Source organism: Burkholderia sp. WP42 (assembly GCF_000745665.1).
Lineage (GTDB): Bacteria > Pseudomonadota > Gammaproteobacteria > Burkholderiales > Burkholderiaceae > Burkholderia > Burkholderia vietnamiensis.
The window spans coordinates 22,098-34,494 of sequence record NZ_JQJT01000043.1; the positions used below are offsets into that span (position 1 = coordinate 22,098).

Below are 12,397 nucleotides of genomic sequence, written 5' to 3' on the forward strand. Positions count from 1 at the left end.
CCACACGCTTGCTGCGCAAGTGCCGCTCATCTTGCCCGATTGTCGGGGCGCGAATAACGCCACTTGCTCGCATTGGAATTGATGCCGGCATCCTGGCGGATGCGCTTTTCGGCGCGTTCGACGTCGGCACGGGCCAGATCATCCCGCTGCTTTTGCCGGGTCGCGTCATCGCGCCGATCGATCGAGGTGCCTGAGTAATATTTCATGGGCTGCTCCTGAGTGAGGTGTGCTCGCGTCGCGAGACGCCGCGTCGAGTCGGATGCGGCGGACGGATCAGATTGCCGCAGGGGCGATCTTGCCGTCCACGATGTCCTTGCCGAATTGCATCGCCAGGTCGAGTGCGAGCGCCGCCGTTTGCGGAGCGCCATGCTCGAAAATGGTCGAGTAACGCGGCGCCGTTGCCGAGGTCGCCGGAATCGTGTCGATGCGCACGATTGAAGCGAAACGCTTCGGGCCGGGGGCGTGCGGATCGCCGAACGGTGGGAAAAGCATTTGTGAATAGACGCGGAGTTCACGTCCGCGATATTCGAGAGTGGGGATGGTCATGATGTGCTCCTGACAGAGCAGCCGTTGGCGCCAAAGGATTCAAGGGCGCCGATGCCTTGACAAAAAACCGGCAGGTATTTTCAGTGTGCGCGCTAGACAATGGTTTCGCAATAAAAGAATTGGATGCCGAAACATATTCTCCATGCTGATAAATCACCGGGCTGCGATGCGGTTGCGGAAGAATTCGCCTCCAAATAGTCGATACCGTACAGACCGGCGCGTGGCGTCCGGTTCACGATGAACTCAACACCGAGGAGGCCGCCATGTGCATCCCACTTTCACCCGAGGTCGTCGAGACCCTCAAATCGCTTGATCGAATTCCGGATTCCCAAGCCGATATTCCGCGTCCCATAGCGAATGAACTATTGACTCACGGGCTTGCATACGAGTCGCGCACCGGCGGCTCGATCAACATGACGGCCGCAGGCCGGCTGTGGCTGAATCGGTGCGCGTATTAGCGCACATGCGTCGGCCAGGCGGGACCGGAGTTTTGTCCTGCAAAACGATCCGTGGACCCATGAGGAGGCAATGATGAAAATCCAATCTACACGATGGTTTACGCTGGACCAATATGCGCCTGTTCGCAACGGATGGTATGAAGTGCGACTGGTGAGCGGCGACACGGCGTTTGCGAAGTTCGGCGACGGCGAATGGACCGAAAAGCCGATGCTCACCTTTACGCGTTGGCGAGGCTTGTGCTCTGATCCGGCCAAGTCGGTCGACCAGGAGACGATTGCCGCGGATGCGACCGCAGCGAAAGGCGTCCGCGATGCGTGGGACGCGTTCTTTCCCGGCATGGGAGACGAGCAGCACAAACCACTTGCCGCCGCGCACGGCGACCACACCCGACGTATTGCGGCATCGTGATGGCCAGTCGGGAAACGGGTATCGCCGGATGTTGCATGCACGCGCCGTCAACACCCGGTGAATCCGCGCACGTTGCCTGTTCGCGCGGCGCGACGGAACCGTTCGCGCGAACACACTACGGCCGCTTCCTGAACTGCTCTTTCGCGTCACCGAATGACGCTTGTGTCTTCCCGACGACCTGCTCGACCTTGCCCTGCATTCTGGTCGATCGATTTCCCATGACCCTGCCGACCATTTCCTTCAGTCTGCCTTTCGCTTCCGCGATGCGACCTCTCACCTGATCCCTGTTCATCACACTGCTCCTTGACATGGGTCGCCTGCTTTGCTGATACGAAACCTGGAACCATCGAAGCGTCATATCGGCCGCTTCAGCGCGGAACAATCAGGGCGCCCGAAGACACACTGCGCGCAATCGAGACGGAAGTCGGTACGATGCCGTACGCGAATCGACGCCGGCGTGCCGTCGAATGCACGCGGGCGGCGATCGGCGCGATCACCGCGAAGAGAGGTTGTGCAGGTTGTCTGTTTTTGCATGCTTGGTACGCTTTCGTACCGCATTCGTATTCGCCTGTGTGTAGCGTCAGGGATATCCACGAACAACCTTGGGGTGAATCATGCAGCGACGAACCTTTCTATGGGGTACGCCGGGATCGATCCTGGCTATCGGCCTCGCGGTCTCGGGATGCACGACGACCGGCACATCCGACGCCAGCGGCCACCAGACCGACAAACGCCACACCATCGATGCAGGCGTCGACTCGACCCTTGCGCGCCTTTACACGACCGCCAAAGGCTCGCGTGAACTCGTCGGCAAGGCACGCGGCGTGCTGGTATTCCCGTCAGTCATCGCGGCCGGTCTCTTCGTCGGCGGCCAGTACGGCGAAGGCTCGCTGCGCGTTGCCGGCAGCACGGTCGGGTACTACAGCACCACCACTGGCTCGATCGGGCTGCAGATCGGTGCGCAATCGAAAGCCATCATTTTCCTGTTCATGACCGAGGATGCGCTTGGTCGCTTCCGTAACAGCGAAGGCTGGTCGGTGGGCGGCGACGCGTCGGTGGCAGTACTGAAAATCGGCGCGAACGGCAACATCGACACCAGCACCGCGACCGCGCCGATCGAAGCGTTCGTGCTGACGAACAACGGGTTGATGGCCGGCGTCACGCTCGAAGGCACGAAGGTCACCCGGCTCAAGTCGCTGTAACGAGCGGCGGAGGCAGGGCGGCTTCGTATCCCTGTGTTGTTTTCAATCTTGCGGAGGGCGCATGCGCGTCCTCACGACAGCGGGCCCGCTGGTTTCGCTGATCGCCGGCATTCTGATTCTTGTGGTTCCCCGTTTGTTGAACTACATCGTTGCGATCTATCTGATCGTCATCGGGTTGCTCGGGCTGTTCGGCGGACATCTCCACTGAACCGGGACCACCCACGAGAAAGCAGGTGACGAACTTCGCAAGCGGCACCCGCGATCGTCGACCCGTTGCCGTCGCCGGGGCCGCACGGTGTCGACCGCGGAACGATGTGCCGGCTCGTTTTCCGGTTGCGCCATCGCGTGCCGATTGCAATCGAGGTCGCGCTGCCGGAGTGATGCTCCGCGATGCCCGCGATGACGCGCGTGCGTCCGGTACGTTGCCGACCGACTCCACGCCCGCGTCCACCTGCTTTCATATCGAAAGAGTCGATGCACGTTCCGAACCTGGTACATCGAGCGCGGGTCCTGCATTAAGAAAGCAGGCGACTTCCGTCCGGGGTACTCAGGCATTCGACAGATGGCACCGCCGATTTCGACGCGACAGGCGACGAACGGCGCATGTGAGCGTATCGACGGAAGCATCGGTTCGATTGCATTCGGCAGCCATCGGTGCGGACGCATCGCGACATGACTGACCGGATTGATTGAGGAGAGACGACATGTCACTGCGACTTCTTCTACTGATCGTGGTCGTGCTGCTGCTGGTCGGGGCGATTCCGGCCTGGCGCTACAGCAACGGCTGGGGTTATGGTCCAAGCGGATTGCTGGGCTTGGTATTGGTCGTGTTGCTCGTCCTGATGTTGCTTGGCAGACTGTGACGCGAGACGTCATCGACACTGCAGGTTCATGGAAATACCGCCGCCCGGCACCTTGAGTGCCGGGCGTTGCACTGCACCGAACCGTTCGACCCGTGCCGCCTCGCCCGCCACGGATCTCACGCATAGCGGCGCATCAGCGGCGCGGCCGAGATGCCGTGCAGCACGATCGACATGGCGATGATGGATAGTACCCACGGAACCAGCGGCAACAGTTCCGCGCGTGGCCCTTGCTCGAGAGCCAGCATCAGGTAATACAGGGAACCCACGCCGCGAATGCCGAACCAGCTGATCAAGCGGCGCTGGTGGTGCGACGCTCGGGAGCCGATCAGCGCGAGCTGGATGGCGACCGGCCGGATGACGAACAGCAGGATTGCGACCACAGCCGCACCCGTCCAGGTGAGCATGTCAGCCCAATAACGGGAGACAAGCGCGCCGATCAGCAGGATCAGCACGGCTTCGGCAATGTGTTCAAGCTCGATCGTGAAACCCATGACCGACTCCGCGACGAATGCATGGGCTTTGTCGGGATCGGTGGAGGTGGCCTCGACATCCTCGCTGTCCACGATGCCGACCGTCTCCTTCGACGTTTTCTGGCCGCTCGTTCGGTGCTCGACGCGCCGCATCGCGACGCCCGCGGCGAACACGGCCAGAAACCCGTAGCCATGAATGGCGAGCGTCACGCCATACGACAGCATGATCAGGCCAAGCGCGAAGAATCCTTCGAGGCCGAGCGCCTGCCCGTGACGGCTGCGCAAGAACGCGACGATCCGAGCGGTGGCGAAGCCGAGCAGCCAGCCGGCGCCCACCCCGGACGCGATGCCCCATGCAATGCCGCCGACCATGCTCCAGTGAACATCCGAACTCGTGCCGGAGCCGCACAACAGCAGGCCGAGCACCGCGCATGGGTAGGCAGTGCCGTCGTTGATCCCGCCTTCGCCGGACAATGAAAACCGCACCAGCTCGACGTCGCCGGCGTCACGCACGCCGACGTCATGAGCAAGCACCGGGTCCGTCGGCGCGATCATTGCGCCCAGCAATACCGCGACGCCGAGACTCAAATTCAACACCAGCACGCCGAGCATGGCGATCGACGCGACAGTGACGATCATCGCGACGATGCCAAGCCGAAGCGGCAACATCCAGCGGCGATCGGTAGGCGGGACACGCAGTCTCAGGCCGATGGCGAACAGCGAGATGAGAAGGCCGATTTCGGCGGCGATGCGCAAATGCGTGACGTCGTCCGGCAATGTCATCGACAGGAAATTGATGCCAGAGGGTCCGATTAGAAAGCCTATCCCGAGATACACCATGGCGGCGCTCAGCGGTAGGTGCTTGAGCGATGATCCGATGAGGCCCATGAAAATCAGCAGGGCTCCGAAGATGAGGCATCCGATCGTTTCGGTCACGTTGCATACTCCGCATAAATGACGTTGCGCTCGCCGCGCTTCGGTTGCAGGTGGCCATGTGGCGTCGCGGAGGCTGTACGCGCGCGCACCGGACGGGGCGTCGATGCCCCACACTCGTCGCACAGTATCGCGCCGATCGTCCCACGTTCGCAGCGAGCCGGTCAGGCGTCTGTCCGATGGCGGACAAAGGAGCGGGCACGACCATTGCGATCGCAGCGACGCGTGCCTGCGGCCCAAGCGGTCGGGAACGCGTGCCAGAAGCGGCACGCAGGCGATGTACGGTAGCGGGCAGAGTGGCGCCGTGCGTCGTCATAGACTGTTCGCCGATCCTCACGACAACCGGAGCGTTGCCATGGCCCACTCAGCAATCGAGGGAGACCTGCGTTCGCTTGAACGACTCATTGCACGCGTCACGCTCGGTGAACCTGAGCCATTGGCACTCTGGCGAATTCGGCTGGAATCGATGCTGGAGAACGGCCGTCTGACGCCCCCGGAGCGCACGCATTTCGTCAGCATCATTGCCCTTATCCTCATGCTCGAACGTCGAGCGGGCAAGTCGGCCGCGCATTGAGCACGGCCGGCCATCGGGTACCGGGGATCTCTATCGGATCGATGCGGAAAGCTTCAACGTAGAGAATCACGTGGAGCGCGCATCGTGTCCGATGCCCAGTCGATGGTCGACGCGGTGCTCGAAGCCGGTACGCGCGATGCCGGCGGCGGCCCGAACGCCTGATTCGCGCACGGGCCGCCGATGGCTCAGGCGAGCAGTTTCATCGCGCGGTCGCAGACGTTCTCGACCGTGAAGCCGAAATCGCGCATCAGCTCGGCGCCCGGCGCCGATGCACCGAAGCCCGCTATGCCGAGCACGTCGCCACGATCGCCGACATAGCGATGCCAGCCTTGCGACACACCCGCTTCGATCGCCAGCCGCGCGCCGACCGACTTAGGCAGCACGGCGTCCTGATATGGCTGAGGCTGAGCGTCGAACAATCGCCAGCAGGGCAGCGACACCACCCGAACCGCCACGCCGCGCGCGAGCAGTTCGACTTGCGCCGCCAGCGCCAACGCGACTTCCGAGCCCGTCGCGATCAGGATCAGCGCGGGGCGGCCGTCGGGGGCGTCGGCCAGCACGTATCCGCCGCGCCGCAAGCCCTCGGCCGGTGCGAACCGGAGGCGATCGATGGTCGGCACGTCCTGGCGGGTCAGGACCAGTGCGGTCGGCCGCTCCCGCGCTTCGAGCGCCACGCGCCACGCGACGGCCGTCTCGTTGGCGTCGGCCGGTCGAATCACCAGCAGGCCCGGGATCGCGCGCAGCCCGGCGAGTTGCTCCATCGGCTGGTGCGTCGCACCGTCCTCGCCGACCGCGAGGCTGTCGTGTGTGAACACATAGATCACCTGCAGGTGCATCAACGCGGCGAGCCGGATCGGCGGGCGCATGTAGTCGGAAAAGATCAGGAAGGTCGCACCGAACGGCAGGATGCCGCCGTGGGTTGCCAAGCCGTTCAGGATCGCGCCCATCGCATGCTCGCGCACGCCGAAATGCAGATTGCGGCCGCTGCGGCTCCAGCCGCCGCCGTCGGAGCCTTGCCGGTCGAGCGCGTTCATGCCGGGGGCCTCGAAATCGCCGAGCCCGGTCAGCGCGGTGAAGGTGGAGGGATTCAGATCGGCGGAGCCGCCGACCAGCGACGGTACGCGGGAAGCGAGGGCGTTCAACACCTTGCCGGATGCGACCCGCGTCGCAATGCCTTGCTGATCGGCCGGAAAGACCGGGATATCGCGGTCCCAACGGTCGGGCAGCGTGCCGCGCACCGTGTTCAGCAGCATCTCCGCCAGCTCGGGGAACGCGCGCGTATAGGCCTCGAACCGCGCGTTCCACTGCTCTTCTCGTGCTCGCCCCTCCACCAGCGCCCGGCGAAAATGCGCGAGCGCCGGTGGGGGGATATGAAACGCGGGATCGGGCGGCCAGCCGAGGTTGTGCTTGGTAAGGCGCACCTCGGCATCGCCGAGCGGCGATCCGTGAGCCTGGTACGTGTCTTGCCGGTTGGGCGAGCCGTAGCCGAGATGCGTGCGCACGAGGATCAACGATGGACGCCGCTGCTCGGCGCGTGCGTTGACCAGCGCCGCATCGATGGCGGCCAGGTCGTTGCCGTCGTGGACCGTTTCGGTATGCCAGCCGTAGGCGTCGAACCGTCGCGCGCGATCTTCGGTGAAGGTGATCGCGGTGCCGGCGGACAGCGTGACCCGATTGTCGTCGTACAGGCAGATCAGCTTGCCGAGCCGGAGATGGCCGGCAAGCGAGGCCGCTTCCGCTGCGACGCCCTCCATCAGGTCGCCGTCGCTGACGAGTACGTAGGTGTGGTGATCCACGATCGCGAAGCCGGGACGGTTGTAGCACGCTGCGAGCTGCGTTTCCGCCATCGCCATGCCGACGGCGTTGGCGAAGCCCTGGCCGAGCGGGCCGGTCGTCGTCTCGACACCCGGCGTGAGGCCGCGCTCCGGATGGCCGGGTGTGAGGCTGCCCGATTGCCGGAAGCTGCGGATCTGATCGAGCGGCAGGTCGTAGCCGGTGAGGTGGAGCAGGCTGTACAACAGCATCGAGCCATGTCCGGCCGACAGGATGAAGCGATCGCGATCGAACCACGCCGGGTTGGCGGGGTGATGCTTGAAATGGCGCATCCATAACGCATAGGCCATCGGTGCGGCGCCGAGCGGCAAGCCTGGATGGCCGCTCGCCGCTTTCTGCACGGCATCGATCGACAGGAAGCGCAGCGTATTGATGCAGAGTGCATCGAGTGCCGAACCTTCGGTTGGCGGGGAATCGGTTGAGGTCATGCAGTTGCTCCCTGGCGTCCGGTCACGGGATATCCCGCACGGGATGGTCGTTGCGTTGGCTAGCCATTGTGCGGGTCAGCGTTATCGGTCTCCGTGCCAATAGCCGTGCTTGCCGTAGAACTCATGCAACTCGATCTCGTAGCTTCGATGCACGAGCTGCGAGTCGTCGTATGGAGGGCTGCGGCGGATCGCGTCGCGCGTGAGCGTGGTCGATACCGTTTCCGTCGGCCAGTCCACCTGGTCGAGCCAGTGAGTCGCGATCAGCACTTCCTTGCCGGTCGACCACCAGCTCGACGTGTCGATCGCCAGATAGCGGATCACCCAGGCTTCATCGTCGTAAATGAAGTCGGACACGTGGCCGATATGTCCGTCCTTGACTTCGAGCCGATAGCCGTCGACCTCGCCGGTGCTGTGCAGATGCGTATCCGCCGGCGTACTGGCCGCCGCGCCGTGCGAGAACAACGGGTCACCCGCTTCGAGGTCCTGCGACGGACCGGCCGGATCGAAAGCCGGGTAAGCACCCATCCCCCAAAGGTTCGGGCCGCCCCAGTAAGTCGGGTAGTTGTAGTAACGCAGGTACTCGATCTCGTGCTGGCGCGATACTGGTTTGTGCGTGTCCACGTTCGGGCTGTCTCTCACCTGCTGTTGCGACAGACTGACATATAGCGTGCGGAATTCGGGATGTGTTACGGAATATGGCGAGATGAGAACCCGTCTGTCGTGCAGCCAGTCGCCCGTCTCGACGACGAGGTAGCGAATACACCAGTTGTCATCGTCGAAGTAGGCCTGGTTAATGTGCCCGATATCGCCGTCCTTCGCTCGAACCGTATCTCCGTGCAACCTTCGGATGCTTCGCAACATGATGTCCTCGTCAGAACGATGCCCTGCACATTGGTAATCAGGCGAACCTGCCTGCCGTGCAGTGGTATCCAGCCGTTCCCGTCGATGCGGAACGATGCCCGCCGAGCGCGTCCCCCGGGTGGCCGGCATGGTTGAGACGCTACACACAACGAATGCCAGATGCGGTACGAAACCGTACAAAGCACGCACGGGCGTAAATCTCCCCTCCCGGCATGTCGCGACACATCCACTCGGTCATCATCAGGATAACGAAGTCGTGAGATTCACTACGTCCACTTGCCGGCCGGGTGTATCCGTCCGCCGGACTGGATTCGTGCGTCACCACAGCCGCAGGGGGAAGAACTGCGAGACGCCGGGCGCCCGTGCGGGGGATGGTCGTGGTGGCGACCGCCGTGATGCGTCATGCCCGCGTGGTTGCCCCGGTCCCAGCCGTGATTCATTCTGTCCGCGCGCAACTGCGGTGCACCGACAAGGCAGCCGAACGGAACGATCAGGCCGACGAGTCGCATCCCCGTTCTCGGTGCCATCGTGTTTCGACATGCGTGTCCGATTGAAACGTCCATCATGTTTAGATGAACGCCTCCCGTTTGCGACGGTTTTTCGTGTGTTCCGACCGCGACAGGATGGGTTGCAGCTTTATACCCGGCAACTAGACCTTACCGCCCGTGCCGGTTTGCCTCGGCACCAGCCCGATCCACGCCGCAAACTCGCGCCCGGATCGGAACGTCTTCACATCCCCCATCGTTGCAACTGCTGCGGTCGCCGTCAGCGGCCCGACACCCGGTACCGCGGCAATTGCCCGGCAGGACTTGTCCTCTCTCTGCCATGCCCGTAGACGCCGTTCGATTTCGGCAATCTGCGTGATCCGGTGCAGGGGCGGCGGCATTCGAGAGTGGGGCGAAAACCGCTGAGCCGAGGGCGACTGTCGCCGCCACGGCGTACGCGCCGGCAATCTGTCAGGGGGATGGCGAGAAGAGCAAGTTTCATGGCGGATCCAGATGGAAATTGAAGGAGTTGACGTCTCGTGATTCATACGGGCGGCGGCGAATTCGGCCCGGTGGCCCGGCTATAGGCGGGTGTGCGGGCTGAGTCTTTCCGATGCTGGACGGTTTGCTGGTGTGCGTGGCTGTCTCGCGATGCCTGGCGTTGGTCGGCGGATCGCGCTAGCACCGGGCGGAATATTCCAATCGGGTCTATGCTGGCAGGTGACCGGAGGCGTTTCACGCGGGCGGCCCAGCTGAATCCGGCGCGGCCCGATCCGAACCTCACCTCCATGGAGGCGGTTATGCGCAGCAGATATCGAGAGCAGCATACGAACGGCGGCAAGAGCGAACGTAATGTCGACGAGGCAGTGGAGGGGACATTCCCCGCCAGCGATCCGCCGTCGATCGGCGGTGTAACGAAAATGATCTCCCGCCCGACCCACCGAAAACATCATCGGAAGTCGTCGCACATCAAGCACCGCTAGCGCAGGGTGAGCGCCCTGCGCGACCACGAGGCATCGAGTAGTCGCCGATATCCGGCGATATCGATAAGCATGGCGAAATCGGTCGGCGCACCGGCGAGCCGATATTCCCGGTGTACCCCGGTACGGAGCCGTACCGACTTCCAATGCCGATGCACGTAGCGTTTTCTCGTGCGTCGAGTGCCGCTTTCGATGTCGAGGCCGTGCACGAGACGGATATTCCCGGAACTTGTCCAAGGATTACACCATGAGGATGCTCCATACCCCCGACCGATCCGGGGATGACGGAAACGGAAGCAAGCTCGTCGAACGCGATGCTGGCGATGAACCCGGTCATATGGTGACGACCGCGGATGTCCTGAAGGGCAGCCAGATCATCGCGTCGGACGGTGAGAATATCGGCAACGTATTCGACATCGTGCTCGATTTGCACCTCGGCAAAATTGCCTACGCGGTGGCGTCCAGCGGCGGCACGGGCGAGATGCTTCGTGCCATTCCGTGGAGTGCGATGAAATACAATGTCGGCGACAAATGTTTCCATCTGGATGTAACCGCTGCGCATGTCAAAAGCGCCCCGGGCTTCGACGAGGAGCATTGGCCGGTGATGACGCAATCGCAGTGGGGATTGTCACTTCACCAGTACTACAACCGGGTGCCGTACTGGGCCGTCGGATGAGGCGTAGTGACGGCTAGAGTTGCTTCAGAGCCGGAAGCAAGCGGTCGAATTCGCGTTTGACCACGCCGTAGCATTCGCACACGCGATTTTCGAGCCCGGGTCGGTCCAGCACCTCGATATGGCCGTAGTTGTAGCGGATGAGGCCGGCGTCCTGCAGCTTCAATGCCGCTTCCGTCACGCCCGACCTGCGCACGCCCAGCATGTTGGCGATCAGTTCCTGAGTCATGCGCAACTGGTTCGATGGCAGGCGGTCGAGGCTGAGCAGCAGCCAACGACACAGCTGCTGATCGATCGAGTGATGACGGTTGCATACCGCGGTCTGCGCCATCTGCGTGATGAGCGCCTGCGTATAGCGCAACAACAGACGCTGCATCGCGTTGCCGCGCCGGAATTCTTCTTTCAGGACGCTGGCGTCGAGCCGGTAGGCCTGTCCAGCGCTTTGCACGACGGCGCGGCTCGGCGTCGTTTCGCCGCCCATGAACAGCGACACGCCGATCATGCCCTCATGCCCGACGATCGCGATTTCCGCGGACGAGCCATCCTCCATTACATACAGCAGCGACACGATCGACGTGGTCGGAAAATAGACGTAACGAAGCTGGCCGCCCGATTCGTACAGCACTTTCCCGAGCGGCATGTCGACGATCGTCAGGTTCGGGATGATGCGTACAAGCTCGTTCTTCGGCAGTGCGGCAAGCAGGTGATTCTCGGTAATGGGCGGGTTGTCCGGCATGCGTGACTCCAGTGCTCGCGCCCGGCTGACGAGCGAGAATCCGACCGATGTGGGCGCTGCGGGAATCGGCGGACGGGGCGACCATCATACTTTACCGATCCGACGACCAGGCGGCAGCAATATGTCCCTTTTCCCGATGAAGTTCTGTAGATCGCTCGAATGCGAATCCTGTTTCGAAAATTATAGTGGCGGCACATGTCGCATCAAGGCAATGCGCAATCGCGCGCGCTTGATACGGGACTGATATTTCACGGAGCAGTTGAGGGGAAATCAATCGCGATCGGCAGGCCTGAGCGGTGTCGACCGCGGAATGATGAGCCGCGATGATGCGCGCGCGTCCGCTCCGTTGCTGGACAGTGGCACACGAGCACGCGAAGCGTAGCCTTCACCACACTGACCGCCGATCCAGAAGCCGGCCGCGATGACCGACGGGAACAGGGGTAATCGTCCTTTTCGCGCATGTATGGACCCGACGCCTTTTGCAAGGGTAGGTTCAACGGATTGTTGCAACACTGAACCGCACCGGGAATCGTGGAGGCCGGTTGGTTTAAGTTAATGCAGGCACTTCAGCAGCATTTCTGAGTTGCCTGTAATAGTTTGCCTCAGCTTCGGCAGGCGGGATATAGCCGAGCGGTTCCATCAGCCGATGATGGTTGTACCAGGCGACCCATTCCAGCGTTGCCAGTTCGACGGATTCCCTCGTTTTCCAAGGGGCGCGCCGGTGAATCAGTTCCGTCTTGTAGAGACCGTTGATCGTTTCAGCCAGCGCGTTATCGTAGCTGTCGCCACGGCTGCCGACGGACGGCTCGATACCCGCCTCGGCCAAACGTTCGCTGTACCGAATTCTGACGTATTGAGCCCCCCTATCGGAGTGGTGTATCAAGGTCCCATCGTCGCCCGGTTGGCGCGCGTACAGCGCCTGTTCGAGCGCATCCAGAACGAAGTC

15 protein-coding genes and 1 pseudogene are annotated in these 12,397 nt (G+C 62.6%); 7 read left to right on the forward strand and 9 right to left on the reverse strand.

Features of this window, described 5'->3' with window-relative positions; translation table 11 throughout:
• Positions 1-26: 26 nt before the first annotated feature.
• Positions 27-206, reverse strand: coding sequence for a hypothetical protein (locus tag EX20_RS22015; RefSeq protein ID WP_014725342.1), 180 nt, complete (start codon positions 204-206; stop codon positions 27-29).
• A gap of 67 nt (positions 207-273) precedes the next feature.
• Positions 274-546 carry a hypothetical protein gene (locus tag EX20_RS22020; protein ID WP_014725341.1) on the reverse strand — a complete coding sequence of 91 codons (273 nt, stop codon included), beginning with the start codon at positions 544-546 and terminating at the stop codon, positions 274-276.
• 531 nt (positions 547-1,077) lie between these two features.
• On the opposite strand from EX20_RS22020, the gene EX20_RS22025 reads away from it, so the two are divergent.
• Positions 1,078-1,413, forward strand: a complete 336-nt coding sequence (locus EX20_RS22025) for a hypothetical protein (RefSeq protein WP_034194774.1) — start codon at positions 1,078-1,080, stop codon at positions 1,411-1,413.
• 115 nt (positions 1,414-1,528) lie between these two features.
• Here the strand turns inward: EX20_RS22025 and EX20_RS22030 are convergent, their stop codons facing one another.
• A complete protein-coding gene (locus tag EX20_RS22030; RefSeq protein ID WP_034194764.1) occupies positions 1,529-1,705 on the reverse strand; it encodes a CsbD family protein in 177 nt (58 codons plus the stop codon).
• A 322-nt stretch (positions 1,706-2,027) separates the two neighbouring features.
• Here EX20_RS22030 and EX20_RS22035 point away from each other — a divergent pair, with 322 nt between their 5' ends.
• The 3 genes from EX20_RS22035 to EX20_RS31210 all read left to right on the forward strand — a co-directional run bounded on the left by EX20_RS22035 (position 2,028) and on the right by EX20_RS31210 (position 3,478).
• Complete coding sequence (locus EX20_RS22035; protein WP_034194765.1) at positions 2,028-2,615, forward strand: BPSL1445 family SYLF domain-containing lipoprotein; 588 nt, start codon at positions 2,028-2,030, stop codon at positions 2,613-2,615.
• A 61-nt stretch (positions 2,616-2,676) separates the two neighbouring features.
• Positions 2,677-2,823, forward strand: a complete 147-nt coding sequence (locus EX20_RS31205; RefSeq protein ID WP_014725336.1) for a DUF3096 domain-containing protein — start codon at positions 2,677-2,679, stop codon at positions 2,821-2,823.
• 496 nt (positions 2,824-3,319) lie between these two features.
• On the forward strand, positions 3,320-3,478 hold the full coding sequence (locus tag EX20_RS31210) for a DUF3309 family protein (RefSeq protein WP_072465587.1): 159 nt from the start codon (positions 3,320-3,322) through the stop codon (positions 3,476-3,478).
• A gap of 116 nt (positions 3,479-3,594) precedes the next feature.
• Here the strand turns inward: EX20_RS31210 and EX20_RS22040 are convergent, their stop codons facing one another.
• Positions 3,595-4,884, reverse strand: a complete 1,290-nt coding sequence (locus EX20_RS22040; RefSeq protein ID WP_034194766.1) for a cation:proton antiporter — start codon at positions 4,882-4,884, stop codon at positions 3,595-3,597.
• 352 nt (positions 4,885-5,236) lie between these two features.
• On the opposite strand from EX20_RS22040, the gene EX20_RS22045 reads away from it, so the two are divergent.
• On the forward strand, positions 5,237-5,455 hold the full coding sequence (locus EX20_RS22045) for a hypothetical protein (RefSeq protein ID WP_034194775.1): 219 nt from the start codon (positions 5,237-5,239) through the stop codon (positions 5,453-5,455).
• Between the two features lie 185 nt (positions 5,456-5,640).
• On the opposite strand, the gene tkt is transcribed toward EX20_RS22045, so the two are convergent.
• The 3 genes and pseudogenes from tkt to EX20_RS31220 all read right to left on the reverse strand — a co-directional run.
• Positions 5,641-7,716 carry a transketolase gene (gene tkt / locus EX20_RS22050; protein ID WP_034194767.1) on the reverse strand — a complete coding sequence of 692 codons (2,076 nt, stop codon included), beginning with the start codon at positions 7,714-7,716 and terminating at the stop codon, positions 5,641-5,643.
• 81 nt (positions 7,717-7,797) lie between these two features.
• On the reverse strand, positions 7,798-8,577 hold the full coding sequence (locus tag EX20_RS22055) for a PRC-barrel domain-containing protein (RefSeq protein ID WP_014725333.1): 780 nt from the start codon (positions 8,575-8,577) through the stop codon (positions 7,798-7,800).
• A 652-nt stretch (positions 8,578-9,229) separates the two neighbouring features.
• Positions 9,230-9,436, reverse strand: a pseudogene (locus EX20_RS31220) (transposase); the annotation flags it as partial.
• A gap of 426 nt (positions 9,437-9,862) precedes the next feature.
• Between EX20_RS31220 and EX20_RS31225 the strand changes: the two are divergent.
• The gene (locus EX20_RS31225; RefSeq protein WP_041494320.1) at positions 9,863-10,045 is read left to right on the forward strand and encodes a hypothetical protein; all 183 of its coding nucleotides are present in this window, start codon (positions 9,863-9,865) and stop codon (positions 10,043-10,045) included.
• Between the two features lie 244 nt (positions 10,046-10,289).
• Positions 10,290-10,718, forward strand: coding sequence for a PRC-barrel domain-containing protein (locus EX20_RS22060; RefSeq protein ID WP_034194768.1), 429 nt, complete (start codon positions 10,290-10,292; stop codon positions 10,716-10,718).
• A gap of 13 nt (positions 10,719-10,731) precedes the next feature.
• Here EX20_RS22060 and EX20_RS22065 read toward each other — a convergent pair whose 3' ends face one another.
• Positions 10,732-11,451 carry a Crp/Fnr family transcriptional regulator gene (locus EX20_RS22065; protein ID WP_034194769.1) on the reverse strand — a complete coding sequence of 240 codons (720 nt, stop codon included), beginning with the start codon at positions 11,449-11,451 and terminating at the stop codon, positions 10,732-10,734.
• 547 nt (positions 11,452-11,998) lie between these two features.
• A partial coding sequence (locus EX20_RS22070; RefSeq protein WP_034194770.1) for an integrase core domain-containing protein occupies positions 11,999-12,397 on the reverse strand: 399 nt, incomplete at its 5' end.